We start from the raw sequence: 15057 nt of genomic DNA, 5'->3' as shown, positions 1-15057 counted from the left end.
TCTGTATCGTCTGGAGGTTGGCCATGGATTTCCTCTCCCCCGCGCTATGGTGGCTGCTCGCAGGGCTCGCGGCCCTGATCCTCGAGCTGCTCAGTGGCTCCTACGTATTGCTTGCCTTGGCGGCGGCATTGATCGTGGGATCCCTGGTCGCCTGGTCGGGTGGCGACATCATCATGCAGCTGATCGCCTTTGCGGTGGCCTGCGGTGTGCTCGTTCCCCTGGCTATCTGGCGCCTGCGCAAGCGTCGCTACGGCCCCCACCCAACGTTTGGCGTGGCCGGTGGCGGCACCCGCCAGGGTGAGCGCTTCGTGCTGGTCAGCCGGGATTTTGACGACGCTCCTTGCATCAAGCTGGACGGAGACCTGTTTCGTGCCTGTTTGGCACAAACCGATGCCGAGGCCCCTGCCCTGCGTCCAGGTGACGAGGTCATCCTGTTACGGTTTGAAGGTACTCAGGCCATCGTGCGCCCAGCCGGAGAAGGCTCCTGAGAGATCCGCTTGCCGTGACTCCTGTTCACGCATCCGGTCAGCGCTGTCGTCTCCTTCTATCGCATGCCCTGGCGCCAGCTCTAGCGCTTACCTATACGCTTCCCTATCCATTTCCCTATCCGCTTCCCTATCCCGTGCAACCAACGAGCACGGATTCCCACGGCGGCACATCGCCGCTCCCGACGGGCAGCCAGGCCGGCTTGACGGATGATGCCCTTGCTACCAAGGAGGTGTTTGCATGTTGTTGAATGTCGTTAGCCCAGGCCTGTTGCTGGCCATCGTGGTGGTCGTCATTGCTCTGATCATGCTGATCAAGGGACTGGTGATCGTGCAGGAGTCCGAAGTGATCGTGATCGAACGCCTCGGGGCTTACAACCGCACGTTGCAGAAAGGGGTGAATTTCATCATTCCCTTCTTCGACAAGCCCAGGCCCATGAAGATGGTGCGCTACATTCGTCAGGGCCAGGAATTCACCCCGGTACTGAGTCAGGAAACCCGCATCGATCTGCGCGAATCGGTCATGGACTTTCCGTCCCAGCCGGTGGTGACAACCGATAACGTGACGGTACGTATCGATGGCGCCATCTACTTCCAGATCATCGATCCCGCCAATGCGGTCTACAAGATCGAGAACATGAGTCAGGCGGTCGAGGTGCTGGCCAAGACCACCTTGCGTTCCGTGGTAGGCCAGATGGAGCTGGACAAGATCTTCGAGTCCCGTGCCGAGGTCAACGCCAAGATCAAGGAACAGATGGAAGAACCGGCCTCCAAGTGGGGGGTGGCGATCAACCGTATAGAGGTGCAGGACATCGAGATGCCAGCGGAAGTGAAGGAGGCCATGCATCTGCAGATGTCAGCCGAACGTCGCCGCCGGGCCACCGTGACCGAGGCCGAAGGCGACAAGGCAGCGGCGATTGCCAAGGCTCAGGGCCAGAAGGAATCCGCCATCCTCAATGCCCAGGGCGACAAGGAGTCCGCCATTCTTCGTGCCCAGGGGGAAAGTCGCTCGATCGAGCTGGTACTGAATGCCATGGGCGAGGGCGAAAAAAGCTCCAAGGCCGTCATCGGCTATCTGCTGGGTCAGTCTTACATCGCCATGCTGCCAGAGATGGCCAAGCAGGGTGAGCGGGTCTTCGTTCCCTACGAAAGCTCGGCCCTGCTAGGCGCCATGGGGGCCTTCCGTGACCTCAACGCCACCGACGAGGCACTGGGCGACATCGCGCGCCGGGCAGCATCTGCCGGCGGACTGACCGGCGCGGCCAGCGCCCACGGCTGATGCCTTTCCCTCGCCGATAGCCCTTGCCGACAGCAACCGCTGAGCATCGCCAACCCTATCGCCACGCGGCAGGGTTGGCGGCAGGGTTGGCGGCAAGGATGAGCGCTGCGCAGACAGCAGGGTCTGTCCATGGGAAGCACGCCCGAAAACTGACGGCAGCGCAGTTGGCACGCCCTGCCGCCACGCTTTGCCCCTACCAGCTCCCCGTGTTCTCCATGGATGCCCACGGCTCCTGGGGCGCAAGGGCATCGCCTTTTTGCAGCAGTTCCACCGAAATACCATCGGGGCTTCGCACAAAGGCCATATGACCGTCACGGGGAGGACGATTGATGGTCACACCGTTGTCCTGGAGCTTCTGGCAAAGCCCATAGATATCATCGACACGGTAGGCCAGGTGGCCAAAATTCCGTCCGCCCTGATACTCCTCCGGATCCCAGTTCCAGGTCAGCTCAAGCTCAGGTGCCTGCAGCTCGCTGGAGCGCGACTCATCTTCTGGCGCCGCCAGAAAGACCAGGGTAAAGCGCCCCTTGTCGTTCTCCTTGCGCCGGACCTCCTTGAGGCCCAGCAGGTCGCAGTAGAAATGCAGCGACGCGTCGAGGTCGCTGACACGCACCATGGTGTGTAGAAATTGCATGGCCTGTATCTCCAAGTCAGGGGCTCTTCCTCACCGGCAGCGCAGACACCACTGCCGTTACGGATAGCGGGCCACTACCTTGGCGCGATCCTCCCCCGCTGTAAAGCTCAGCACGGCATAGTCATCCACGCGTCCGGTTTCCATGCCTGGGGAACCATGGGGCATACCGGGAACCGCCAACCCATCGATGTCTGGCGACGCTTGCTGAAGCCAAGTGAGCTGTTCGGCAGGTACGTGCCCTTCGATCAGGTAGTGTTGACCGGCGTCCGTGGTCAGCACGGCGGTATGGCAGGATGCCAGGGCCATGGGAACGCCAAGTTCGCGTTTCACGGCGCCCATGTCGGCTTCTTCGAGCACTGACACCTCAAACCCCGCCGCTCTGACATGGTCGGCCCAGGCGCTACAGCAGCCGCAGTGGGGATCCTTGTGCATGTCCAGTCCCGCCGCCATGACCAGTGGACTGACAACGCCGAGCAACCCCGCGCCCAGGGCGCGCAAAGAGTGAGCCATCGCGTATGATCTCCTGAACAACGTAAGTCTGTGAGTCGACACAGCATCGCAGAAGGTCGTCAGAAGGGAAATGCCAGAACTCAGCCATGAGGCACAGGCCCACCACGCCTCCGTCAAGACGATACCGGCCAGAACGACAGGAAAAGACGGCATATACCGGGCCCCTTTACATCGCCTCCTTTAAGACGAACTCTTTGACGGTGGCTGCTTACCGAGGAATCCAGCGAATGAGTGAGTACTGCAACGTAGCACCGGGGCACCCCCTGCATGGGCCCTACCACGATACGGAATACGGGTTCCCCATCACCAGCGAGGCCGACTTGTTCGAACGACTGGTGCTGGAGATCAACCAGGCTGGGCTCTCCTGGCTGACGGTACTGAAGAAACGCGACGCCTTCCGCCATGCCTTCGACCACTTCGAGGTTGACCGGGTGGCCGCCTATGGCGATGAGGAGCGGGCGCGACTGCTCAATGATGCGGGCATCATCCGACATCGGCAGAAGATCGACGCGGTGATTCACAACGCCCAGGTGATCCAGCAACTACGCGTGTCTCACGGCGGTTTCGAGGCCTGGCTGAATGCCCATCACCCTCTTCCCCACGCACAGTGGGTCAAACTCTTCAGGCGACACTTCCGCTTCACCGGCCCCGAGATCGTCAAGGAATTTCTGATGAGTACCGGCTATCTCCCCGGGGCCCATCATGATCAGTGCCCTGTGCAGCAGCAGGTCTTGGCCGCCTCCCCGGCATGGACGCAAACCGCCTCCGACACCAACCCGCCCGGCTAAGCGGCGCCAGGAAGAGATAGTGGATTCACTGACACAAGCGGCACTGGGCGCAGCCCTCGGCGGCGCGACACTAGGACGTCAACTCGGGCGAAAATCGCTGTTGGCCGGTGCCGTGGTCGGCAGCCTGCCGGACCTGGATGTGCTGATCGACTATGGCGACGCGGTCGCCAACGTCACCTATCATCGCGGCTTCAGCCACTCGCTGTTTGTGCTTACCGCTGTGTCACTGGCGCTCGCTTTTGCCGCCACGCGGCTTGGCAAGCGATGGGCGGTCACCGCGACGATACCCGCGTTGCGCTGGTGGCTGTTCTTCTGGCTATGTCTCGTCACCCACCCCTTGCTGGATTCGCTGACGACCTATGGCACCCAGCTATGGTGGCCGCTTGAGGTGGTGGCACCCAGCGCCACGCCGCTAGTGTTCATCATTGATCCCGTGTACACCCTGGTACTGCTGGGTGCGCTCGGCGTGGCCCTGTGGCCGAGCACCACGCGCTCTGCACTCCAGCGTGCCGCCAGCGCGGGGCTGATCATCTCGAGCCTGTATCTGCTGGCTGCGATGGGCGCCAAGAGTTGGGTAGAGCTGCGGGCACAAGCCGCGCTGGAGCGAATCGACATGGCCTCGGCGCAGGTGCTGGTCCAGCCGGCACCGTTCTCGACCCTGCTATGGCGAGTAACGGCCATCAAAGGTGATCGTCATGCCGAGATGCTGATCGGCCTGCTGGATGGTGACACCCAGCCTCAGGTAGAGCTGTTCCAGCGCGGTGCAGCCCTGGAGAAAGCCGCCACATCACTGGCCAGCGGCCAACGCCTGGAATGGTTTGCCGGGCCCTTTCTCCGCTACGAGACGCTGACCACCGAGGATGACACCCTGCTGATCGCCACTGACTTGCGTCTAGGCTTTCCCGGATTTCACCCTTTTCGCTTTGCGCTCGCCCGATGGCAGGGGGATCGCTGGGTCGCCCTGTCGCCCAGCCAGCAGTTGCCGATGTCTGCTCAGCAGCGTCCTCTCGGGCGTTTACTGGCACGCATCATCTCGCCACAGCCCAGACTTTGTATGGGTGACTACGTGGCACCACGTTGGCACCTGGCGACCGATACGGCTGTCTGTGCGGTCCATCACTCAGGGCAATGACGCAACAATGCCGCGACGAAAGCATCCGTCGCGGCATGGCCTCTAGCCTGGGGGAATGGCTGGAGGGGTATAGCTAAAGGGATGTTGCTAGGGGGACATTGCCAAGCAACCGGGCGGGTTATTGCCAGCCGGCCTGGCATCGGCCGGCGTTACAGCGCCTCGACCAGCGTCGCGATCTCTGCGTGGGCCTGGGTGAGCGCGGCTTCCTTGATCTCATCGCCCATGTTCAGGCCCTCGGCATAGACCGCCTCGAACTCGCTGATGCCGATCAGCCCCAACAGGTGACGAATATGCGGCGTCTGGGTGTCCAGCTCGCTACCTGCATACTGCCCGCCACGGGCTCCCAGCAGTATCGCACGCTTGCCTTCGATCAAGCCCACCGGACCATTTTCCGTGTACTTGAAGCTCTTGCCGGCGCGCAAGATGCGGTCAAACCAGGCCTTCAGCTGGGACGGCATGCCCAGGTTGTACATTGGCACCGCAAGCACCACCACGTCATGGGCCAGCAGTTCGTCGAGCCGCTCGTCGGAGCGCAATGCCAGCTCACGCTGCTGCTCGCTGCGCTCCTCTGGTGCGACCTGCCAACTGGACAGCTCTGGCAGAGTCAAGTGCGGCAGATCGTCGGCAACGACATCGCGGTGTGTCAGCTGAATATCGCTGCGCTGACGCACCTGGCGCTCAAACTGTCGGGCCAGGTCGTTGGACTGACCATGCTCACCCAGAATCGAAGACGTCACTAGCAATACGCGGGTCATGGCAAACTCCCTAAGAAGAGGTATCTGCCGATCAGTTTACCGCCTAAAAAGTTGACGAAAAGCGAAAAAATACGGGCCTATCTTTCTATAAAAACGAAAGAAAACGCCTGCTACATCACGACAGGAGCGCCCTGTCGGGCGCTCCTGACATCGTCCTCGACGCCGGGTAACGACTGGTTCAGGGCGCGATGCCCTGGCCACATCCCTGCAACTGCTGGCCATTGACCGTCAGCGTCACCTGAGCAGGCCAGGGCGTGCCGGCCATGTCGTCGAAACAGGCACCAGATTCGATACGCAGCTCAAAGGGGGCGTCCGCACGCCCACTCTGCAAGATTACTCGGCCCGCCTCATTATCCAGCGTGGTGACCCGATACGGCAGGCTCGCCTCACGCTCGCCGTAGTCCAGCGACATGTCGATGCGCGGCACGTCGTTGGCCAAGGAAAGATGCCACCCGGGCTCATTGCCACGGGCATAGAACATGACACCCGGTTTATCCGTGCGCCGAAGCGAATCGCGCCGGGCAGTCGCCTCACACTGCAGCCGTCCACGGCCGCTCTTGATCACCGCACGATCACCGATCACGTGGGCACTGAGCTCGCCCTGCTGATAGCGCTCGCCCTGGTCCACTACCGCCTGGGGCAGCTGCTCGGCGCCATGGGTCGTCCAGAGCCGCAGGGAGTCTCCCTGAGTGGCGGTGACCACATCCTGGCGTGGTGTGCAGTGCCAGCCCACAAAGGTAGTGCCGTCGCCAACGAAGTACGCCGATGGCAATAGCGGTGCCTGCTGCTCGACAGGAGCGTCAGTGAAGGATCCGCGCCTCTCCACCGCGGGAGCCTGATCCGATCCGGCGTCCTGACCTGACTGGGAGGCACATCCCGCCAGGCCAGCCAGCGCGGCGGTTAAAAGAGTCGAAGCGATAACGGATCGGCGCATGGAAAGCTCCTTCGATAACAGCGGCAAAACGGTCCTTTGACGCCACACGATACCACCGCCAGGCCCATCGTGACCCATTTTCCCCGGACAATCCCTCCCGATTCAGCACGCTATGTAAGCAAGGTGTTGTCACCCAAGCCCTCGCCACGGTCGGTGATCGACGCAGGCAGAGAGCTATCCACGTTCCACCGCCAAGCGTCAGTCCTGAATGCCCCTATCAAGACCCCGAACCGCGCCTTTTATCACGCCATCAGAATGAACCAGGCTCATGCTCTATCTCACGGAACATGAGCGATTCCACAGATTTGGACTAGCCCCGCAAGGGTGAGTCAAACTAAACTTCTTAATCTTTATTATGAACAAAGCTCACGATAATGCTTGAACTCCGTCATCTGCGTACATTGATCGCCCTGCGCGACGCTGGTTCTCTGGTGGAAGCCGCCGAGCGAGTGCACCTGACACAATCGGCCCTTTCTCATCAGCTCAAGGACCTGGAGGAGCGACTGGGGAGTCCGCTGTTCCTGCGCAAGACGCGACCGGTCGAGTTCACCCGCGCGGGGCTTCGTCTGCTCGGGCTGGCTGAGCAGATTCTGCCCCAGGTGCGCATGGCGGAGCGGGACCTGGCGAGACTGGCCGGCAACGAGCACGGCCGCCTGCACATGGCCATCGAGTGCCACAGCTGCTTCCAGTGGCTGATGCCCACCGTGGACCATTTCCGCGACCATTGGCCCGAGGTCGAGATCGACATCCCCGGGGGACATCATTTCGATCCCTTGCCCGCGCTGGCCCGGGAACAGCTCGACCTGGTCATCACCGCCGACCCCCAACCTCTCCCGGGGGTGCACTACGAGCCGCTGTTCCGCTACGAAGGCCTGCTGGCCGTCGCTCGTCAGCACGCCCTGGCAGGCAACAGCCACGTCACCCCGGCAGATCTCGCCGACCAGGTGCTGATCACCTATCCGGTAGAGCGCTCGCGCCTGGATATCTTCACGCAGTTCCTTGACCCAGCGGGAGTCACGCCGCGTGAGGTACGCACCGCCGAGCTGACCATCATGATGATGCAGCTGGTCGCCAGCGGCCGTGGGGTCTGCTCACTGCCTAACTGGGCCATGACAGAGTATCTGGAGCGGGACTATGTGAAGGCCGTGACGCTGGGCGAGACCGGCGTCTGGAGCACGCTCTTTGCGGCAATTCGTGAAGACACCAGGGAGGCCCCCTGGATGGTGGACTTTCTGCGCACGGCTCGTGAAACCTCGTTCGCGGTGCTCGAAGGTATCAAGCCTGCCTGACGCAGCGCGACGTTCAAGGGTCAGAAACGCCGGGGAATGATCAGGGTAAAGCGGGCGCCCTGCAGGGTCGGGCTTTCATCGACGGTGACACTGCCCCCGTGCCAGGCCATGACCTTCTGCACGATGGACAGACCCAGGCCATATCCCCCCGAACGGCGGGTGCGGCTATCGTCGAGACGCGCAAAGGGCTTGAAGATATCCTGGCGGGCCTCGGGGGGCACCCCCTCGCCGTCATCTTCCACGTCGACACGCACCAGACGGCTTTCATCGTACAGGCTGACCTTGACGCGGGAGCGGGCATGGCGACAGGCGTTGGCCACCAGGTTCTGGATGGCACGCTGCAGATAGCGCAAGTCCGCGTGTATCTCCACTTCCGGTCCCGCCGCCAGCTGCACGTCGAGATTGCCGTGCAACGGCATCAAGGCATCGATCACTCGCTCGCAGGTATCGCGCAGTTCCACCGGTTCCGGTGTGGCATCCACCCCGTGGATGGTCTCGCTGTCCAGGCGAGCGTAGGTCAGAATCTCGTCGATCAGATCATCAAGCTCATCGATATCACTATCGACCCCCTGCAGCTGACGCCGAACCAGGGCGTCCTCGGACATGTCCTCGACCATCTGCACCGCAAAACGTATCCGCGCCACCGGCGTCCTGAGCTCATGCGACACCGCACGAATCATGTCCTGCTGGGCGCGTAACAGCGATTGCACCTGGGACGCCATACCGTTGAAGGCCATGCCGACACGTCCAAGGAAGTCGCCACTCTCGACCTTAACTCGGGTATCGAGACGACCACTGGCGAGTCGTGTCGCAGCCATTTCCAGACGCGCCATGCGCGCCTCGATGCCGCGTACGATCAAGTAGATAACGATGGCCAGAGCGCCCATCAGCAAGACCAGCATGGAAGCCAGCAGCGCAGGCGGCAGCGCCTCGTAACTTGCCATGGGGCCGACGGTCAGCCAGAACGGCGCCTCTCCCGGTGGCGAGACCTGCATGAACAGCACCACTGACCAGTGCTCGGGCAGCAGCTGCATCATCACTTCGCCCCCGGCCAGACGCGACAGGTGACGCTCATCCAGCATGGTCGGCGGCGACTGACTGATCGACACCGCCAGATCCCCTGAACTCAAACCATCGAGGCTGGACTGACGATCCTTGGCCGGGAGACTCGCCAGCCACTCACCGCTGAGCTGGGTCAGGCCCCGCAGCTGGCGTTCCGACAGCCCTGACAGCGCCACCTGCAGCACCGCCCCGCCTCCCGGCATCAACCGCCAGAAGCGCCAGTCATGGGGACTGTCGCGATCCACCAATACGCCGCCGCGCTGTAACCGCAGGCGAGTAAAGTAGCTCGGCGACAAGGACGAAAGGGACACGATCGACATCGATATATCGAGCGCCTCGGAGCGCTCTTCCATCCACTGGCGACGCTCCGATCGAGGCAAACGATCGATCATCGTCGCCATCAGATTCATCGGAGCCTCAGCCAGCGTCTCGCGATAGTGCTCGATACGGATCTTGTCGATCAACGTCATGCCCGACATCGCCACGCCAAGCGCCAGCACCAGAGTCGCCGCCAGCATGACGTAGACCCGCAGGAAGGTACTGTCGGCAAGGGCGCGACGCATGCGCTCAGCTATCCTTCACAAACAGATAGCCCTTGCTTCTGACGGTCTTGATGCGATGCGGATGGTGGGGGTCATCACCGATCTTGGGGCGGATCCGCGATACCCGCACATCGATAGACCGATCCTGTCCGTCGTAGCGAATACCGCGAAGCTGAGAAAAGATCTCTTCCCGGGTCAACACGCGTCCGGCATGGCTCGCCAACAGCCACAGCAGATCGAATTCTGCACTGGTCAGGTCGATACGCTCACCCTTCAACCAGGCTTCCCGGGTCGCATTGTCGATGTCCAGATCCTGGAACGACAGCCGGCTTTCGCCCCCGGCCTCTGCGCCGTCGAGTCGGCGCAGCAACGCGCGCATGCGTGCCAGCAGCACACGCGGCTGCACCGGCTTGGGCACGTAGTCGTCGGCGCCCATCTCGAGTCCCAGCACCTGATCCATGTCATCCGTGCGAGCGGTGAGCATCAGGATCGGGCCTGAGTAGTCGCTGCGTACACGGCGACAGATGGACAGGCCATCTTCCCCCGGCAGCATCAGGTCAAGGATCACCAGATCCGGCTGCAGCGACAGGATGCGATCGACTCCCTTACCGCCGTCCTCTTCCAGGCTCACGCGAAAGCCGTTGGCTTCCAGGTAGTCCCGTGTCAGACCAGCGAGACGCTCATCATCCTCGATGATGAGTACGTGATCCTGTTCTCGTTGCTCTGAGCGATCTTCCATAGGGTTTCTCATTCCTTGTGGCGAGTACCGGGCATGAAGCATGCCGGACAGACGACTGATACTAAGCAATGTCACACGCGATAACACAAGGATACCCGAAATTTTCGCCGTCGCCTGCCCTCTCTTCGGTCCCGTCCTGACGCTGCCTTACGCCTGCCAGCGGCACCAACACTGGCCTGGCTGGACGCCCCGGGATGCCCCTCTCCCAAGCGCTGCGACCGGCGTGACATTACCCACTTGATGAAGGCAAAAATGCACACTATCTTGTGTTCGTGGCCCGCCAAGGCACTACATAGTGTGCCTCTAGCAAGTCCACCGAAGGCTGTCAATCAGCACGGAACGACGCCTTCTCATGCCCTTTTCCACGACTCTTCTCGCCTTACAGGGAGCCTCGGCGCCATGGAAACCATCGCAAGCCCGGATCGACCGTCTGTCTCTGTCACTGCGCCCAACACATTGCGCGTGATCAAGCGCACCGGTGATGTGGTGCCCTTCGATGCCGGCAAGATCGCGGTGGCCATCAGCAAGGCCTTCATCGCCGTCGAGGGAGACAACGCCGCCACCTCGAGTCGGGTACGCGACTTCGTCAAGCACTCCGCAGAGGCCATCGAACACACCTTCGCCCGGCGCCTGGCGGATGGAGGCACCGTACATATCGAGGATATTCAGGATCAGGTCGAGCTAGTGCTGATGCGCAGTGGCGAGCAAAAGGTCGCCCGCGCCTACGTGCTCTATCGTGAAGAGCATGCCCGAGCCCGCCAGGACAGCGGCATCGCCAAGCCTCACCCCACGCTCAACGTTACCGCCGCCGACGGCAGCCGCCGCCCCCTCGACCTGGGACGCATAGAAACCCTGGTCTTCGACGCCTGCGAAGGGCTCGAGAACGTCGACCCGAACAAGATTGTTCAAGACTCCCTGAAGAACCTTTACGACGGCGTGACCATCGACGGCGTGTCGCAAGCGCTGATGATGACCGCCCGCACCCTGGTCGAGAAAGACCCCAACTACACCTACGTCACCGCTCGCCTGCTGCAGGACAACCTGCGCCGCGAGGCACTGTCGTTCCTCGAGGTGGCAGAAGACGCCACCTACGGTGACATGGCCAGGCTCTACACGCCGGCCTTCGTGCGCTATGTCGAGCGCGGGATCGAGTTCGAACAGCTCGACCCGGAGCTTGCCAACTTCGATCTGGAGCGTCTCGGCGAAGCCCTGGATCACCGCCGCGACAATCAGTTCACCTACCTCGGCCTGCAGACCCTCTACGATCGCTACTTCCTGCATCGTGACAACGTGCGCTACGAGCTGCCCCAGGTGATGTTCATGCGTGTCGCCATGGGCCTGGCATTGAAGGAAACTGAGCGTGAGGCCCGCGCCATTGAGTTCTACGAGCTGCTGTCGAGCTTTGACTACATGGCGTCGACGCCCACCCTGTTCAATGCAGGCACCGTGCGCAGCCAACTCTCCAGCTGCTACCTGACTACCGTGTCCGACGACCTCGAGAGCATCTACGGCGCTATCCGTGACAACGCCATGCTGTCCAAGTGGGCCGGTGGTCTCGGCAATGACTGGACTCCTGTGCGCGCCCTGGGCTCCTACATCAAGGGCACCAACGGCAAGTCCCAGGGAGTAGTGCCGTTTCTCAAGGTCGTCAACGACACCGCCGTGGCGGTCAATCAGGGCGGCAAGCGCAAGGGCGCGGTCTGCGCCTACCTGGAGACCTGGCATCTGGATGTCGAGGAGTTTCTCGAACTGCGCAAGAACACCGGCGACGACCGGCGTCGCACCCACGACATGAATACCGCCAACTGGGTGCCGGACCTGTTCATGAAGCGGGTGTTCGACGACGAGCAGTGGACCCTGTTCTCGCCGTCCAGCTGCCCGGACCTGCATGACCTGTACGGTGTTGCCTTCGAGAAGCGCTACACCGAGTACGAGGAAATGACCCGCAACGGTCAGATCACCCTGTACAAGCGGGTCAAGGCCAAGGACCTGTGGCGCAAGATGCTGTCGATGCTGTTCGAGACCGGCCATCCCTGGATCACCTTCAAGGATGCCTGCAATCTTCGCAGCCCGCAGAGTCATGCTGGCGTTGTGCACAGCTCCAACCTATGTACCGAGATCACCCTCAATACCTCCGCTGACGAAATTGCGGTGTGCAACCTGGGGTCCATCAACCTGGCCAATCACATCGTCGAGGGCCAGCTGGAGGCCAGCAAGCTGAGAAAGACCGTGCGTACCGCCGTGCGCATGCTCGACAACGTTATCGACATCAACTACTACGCGGTGCCCCAGGCGCGACAGTCAAACCTCAAGCACCGTCCCGTGGGTCTTGGCCTGATGGGCTTCCAGGATGCGCTGTATGCCCAGGGCATCGCCTACGCCAGCGAGCAGGCAATCACCTTTGCTGATCGCTCCATGGAGCTGATCAGCTATCACGCCATCGAAGCGTCCAGTGACCTGGCTGCCGAGCGCGGGCGCTATGCCAGCTTCGAGGGGTCGCTGTGGAGTCAGGGGATTCTGCCGATCGACTCGATCGACAGGCTCAAGGCCGAGCGAGGCGAGCGCTTCATTGAGGTCGACACCAGCCAGACCCAGGACTGGGAACGCCTGCGCAGCAAGGTGCAGCAGCAGGGCATGCGCAACTCCAACGTCATGGCCATCGCTCCCACCGCCACCATCTCGAACATCTGCGGCGTCACCCAGTCCATCGAGCCGACTTACCAGAACCTGTTCGTCAAATCGAACCTGTCCGGCGAATTCACCGTGGTCAACGCCTACATGGTCAGCGACCTCAAGCAGCGCGGCCTGTGGGACGAGGTGATGATCAATGACCTCAAGTACTACGACGGCAGCGTCCAGCCTATCGATCGTGTCCCGGACGACCTCAAGGCCAAGTACGCCACTGCCTTCGAAGTCGAGCCAAAGTGGCTGGTCGAGGCGGCCGCGCGACGTCAGAAATGGATCGATCAGGCCCAGTCGCTGAACCTCTACATCCAAGGGGTATCCGGCAAGAAACTGGACGTGACCTATCGCATGGCCTGGTTTCGAGGACTCAAGACCACCTACTACCTGCGGGCGCTGGGCGCCACCTCGGTGGAGAAATCCACGGTCAACCGCGGCAAGTTGAATGCCGTCGCCAACGGCGCTTCCACTGACGCGCCCACCGCAGCTCCCTCGCCCAGTATCGACACCGCAGTCGAGGGAGAGCCCCGGGGCATCGATGATTTCCTCAAGGGCAAGGGCGGCCAACGTCCTCCCTCCGCCGGCGATATCGATGAACTAGGCTGCGAGGCCTGCCAGTAATCCGGACCACCACGCTCGGTCCTGTGGGCAAGCCCCCGCAGGCCAGGCCGAGGCGACCAGACACCCCTGCCGACGCCCTGCGCGTCGGCCGATCAGACGATCGGGAGAGAGCCACAATGCTGAACTGGGACGAGTTTCACGAGGACGACACCGCCACCGCCGAAGTTCCGGAACCGCGAAAGGTACCGGAGCCGCAAAAGGCACCACAGCCGGCAACGGCTCCGGTCACCGAACCGGCGGTCGAGGCGAAGGAGGCGGTGCGCGAAAGCACTGGCCACTATGGCGTCGCCGACCACAACCGCCTGGCCCGCGCACGCCAGGCCCTTGAGGAGCTCGACGTGGCGGCAGGTCTCGAAGAGCTCGAGATGGGCGCGGCGCGTATCCAGGTCGATGACAAGCAGATGATCAACGCCCGCGCCGACCTCAATCAGCTGGTGCCGTTCAAGTACGAGTGGGCCTGGCAGAAGTACCTGGACGGCAGCGCCAACCACTGGATGCCCCAGGAAGTGAACATGAACGCGGACATCGCGCTATGGAAGAGCAACGACGGCTTGACCGCCGACGAGCGCCGTATTGTCGAACGTTCGCTGGGCTACTTCTCCACCGCCGACTCCCTGGTCGCCAACAATCTGGTGCTGGCCCTGTATCGCCTGATCACCAACCCGGAATGCCGCCAGTACCTGCTGCGTCAGGCTTTCGAGGAAGCGATCCACACCCACGCCTACCAGTACTGCGTGGAGTCGCTGGGCATGGACGAAGGCGAAGTCTTCAACATGTATCGCGAAGTGCCTTCCGTGGCCGCCAAGTCCGCCTGGAGCCTGAAACATACCCAGTCCCTGGCGCGCCCGGACTTCCACACCGGCACCGTAGAGACCGATCAGGAACTGCTGCGCAACCTGATCGCCTTCTACTGCGTCACCGAAGGGATCTTCTTCTACTGCGGCTTCAGCCAGATCCTGTCCATGGGCCGTCGCAACAAGATGACCGGCGTGGCCGAGCAGTTTCAGTACATCCTGCGTGACGAGTCGATGCACCTGAACTTCGGCGTCGACATGATCAACCAGATCAAGATCGAAAACCCGCATCTGTGGACGCCCGAGTTTCAGGATGAGGTCACGCAGATGATCCTCGAGGGCACCGAGCTCGAGATCAGCTACGCGCGTGACACCATGCCTCGAGGGGTGCTGGGCATGAACGCGGCCATCATGGAAGAGTACCTGCACTTCATCTGCAACCGCCGCCTGGCCCAGATTGGCCTGAAAGAGCAGTTCCCCGGCGCCCAGAACCCCTTCCCGTGGATGAGCGAGATCATCGACCTGCGCAAGGAAAAGAACTTCTTCGAGACCCGCGTCACCGAGTATCAGGTCGGCGGCGCACTGAGCTGGGATTAAAAAGAGGATATGCAGAATGGTTAGGAAGGTTCGTAGTGACTGTACCGTGGGCTCTTTTGAAAAGTCTCGTGGGCTGCCACCAGGATCAATCAGAAACCCTGATGGTAGAGATACGAGGTCAGACAAAAAGATCGGTACGATTCGAAAGCAGCAGGAAAAGGCTAAGTAATCTCTTCAACGGGGGAGCGCACAGGCCGCTCCCCCACTACCAGTC

General features: G+C 61.8%; 13 protein-coding genes. 7 read left to right on the top strand and 6 right to left on the bottom strand.

The annotated features are described in order from the left end of the window. Positions 1–23: 23 nt before the first annotated feature. Positions 24–488, top strand: coding sequence for an NfeD family protein (locus tag KUV86_RS10090; RefSeq protein ID WP_206941670.1), 465 nt, complete (start codon positions 24–26; stop codon positions 486–488). A 238-nt stretch (positions 489–726) separates the two neighbouring features. Further along, positions 727–1764, top strand: a complete 1038-nt coding sequence (locus tag KUV86_RS10085) for an SPFH domain-containing protein (RefSeq protein ID WP_374107022.1) — start codon at positions 727–729, stop codon at positions 1762–1764. A gap of 193 nt (positions 1765–1957) precedes the next feature. Here KUV86_RS10085 and KUV86_RS10080 read toward each other — a convergent pair whose 3' ends face one another. Both KUV86_RS10080 and KUV86_RS10075 read right to left on the bottom strand, forming a co-directional pair. After that, on the bottom strand, positions 1958–2398 hold the full coding sequence (locus KUV86_RS10080) for a VOC family protein (protein ID WP_206941671.1): 441 nt from the start codon (positions 2396–2398) through the stop codon (positions 1958–1960). Between the two features lie 57 nt (positions 2399–2455). Beyond that, positions 2456–2908 carry a DUF411 domain-containing protein gene (locus KUV86_RS10075; protein WP_222484684.1) on the bottom strand — a complete coding sequence of 151 codons (453 nt, stop codon included), beginning with the start codon at positions 2906–2908 and terminating at the stop codon, positions 2456–2458. Between the two features lie 227 nt (positions 2909–3135). Here KUV86_RS10075 and KUV86_RS10070 point away from each other — a divergent pair, with 227 nt between their 5' ends. Together KUV86_RS10070 and KUV86_RS10065 are read left to right on the top strand one after the other, a co-directional pair. Next, positions 3136–3696, top strand: coding sequence for a DNA-3-methyladenine glycosylase I (locus KUV86_RS10070; protein ID WP_222162569.1), 561 nt, complete (start codon positions 3136–3138; stop codon positions 3694–3696). Between the two features lie 19 nt (positions 3697–3715). Continuing rightward, complete coding sequence (locus tag KUV86_RS10065) at positions 3716–4828, top strand: metal-dependent hydrolase (protein ID WP_222484683.1); 1113 nt, start codon at positions 3716–3718, stop codon at positions 4826–4828. A 149-nt stretch (positions 4829–4977) separates the two neighbouring features. On the opposite strand, the gene KUV86_RS10060 is transcribed toward KUV86_RS10065, so the two are convergent. Beyond that, a complete protein-coding gene (locus tag KUV86_RS10060) occupies positions 4978–5583 on the bottom strand; it encodes an FMN-dependent NADH-azoreductase (RefSeq protein WP_206941675.1) in 606 nt (201 codons plus the stop codon). Between the two features lie 178 nt (positions 5584–5761). After that, positions 5762–6517, bottom strand: a complete 756-nt coding sequence (locus KUV86_RS10055) for a C-type lysozyme, inhibitor (RefSeq protein ID WP_222484459.1) — start codon at positions 6515–6517, stop codon at positions 5762–5764. Between the two features lie 374 nt (positions 6518–6891). On the opposite strand from KUV86_RS10055, the gene KUV86_RS10050 reads away from it, so the two are divergent. After that, positions 6892–7806: a LysR family transcriptional regulator gene (locus KUV86_RS10050; protein ID WP_206941678.1), complete on the top strand. Its 915-nt coding sequence runs from the start codon at positions 6892–6894 to the stop codon at positions 7804–7806. A 20-nt stretch (positions 7807–7826) separates the two neighbouring features. Here KUV86_RS10050 and KUV86_RS10045 read toward each other — a convergent pair whose 3' ends face one another. Beyond that, the gene (locus tag KUV86_RS10045) at positions 7827–9431 is read right to left on the bottom strand and encodes an ATP-binding protein (protein WP_206941679.1); all 1605 of its coding nucleotides are present in this window, start codon (positions 9429–9431) and stop codon (positions 7827–7829) included. Positions 9432–9435: 4 nt separating this feature from the next. Continuing rightward, the gene (locus KUV86_RS10040; RefSeq protein ID WP_206941680.1) at positions 9436–10149 is read right to left on the bottom strand and encodes a winged helix-turn-helix domain-containing protein; all 714 of its coding nucleotides are present in this window, start codon (positions 10147–10149) and stop codon (positions 9436–9438) included. A gap of 399 nt (positions 10150–10548) precedes the next feature. Between KUV86_RS10040 and KUV86_RS10035 the strand changes: the two genes are divergently transcribed. Further along, positions 10549–13452 (top strand): ribonucleoside-diphosphate reductase subunit alpha, encoded by a 2904-nt coding sequence (locus KUV86_RS10035; RefSeq protein ID WP_222484682.1) that lies wholly within the window; start codon positions 10549–10551, stop codon positions 13450–13452. Between the two features lie 116 nt (positions 13453–13568). Beyond that, positions 13569–14843: a ribonucleotide-diphosphate reductase subunit beta gene (locus KUV86_RS10030; RefSeq protein WP_206941682.1), complete on the top strand. Its 1275-nt coding sequence runs from the start codon at positions 13569–13571 to the stop codon at positions 14841–14843. Positions 14844–15057 lie beyond the last annotated feature (214 nt).

It is taken from the genome of Halomonas sp. DP8Y7-3 (assembly GCF_019801675.1).
Taxonomy (GTDB): Bacteria; Pseudomonadota; Gammaproteobacteria; order Pseudomonadales; family Halomonadaceae; genus Halomonas; species Halomonas litopenaei_A.
The sequence above is the reverse complement of the archived record's forward strand: the minus strand, read 5'-3'. Positions and strand labels throughout refer to the sequence as shown.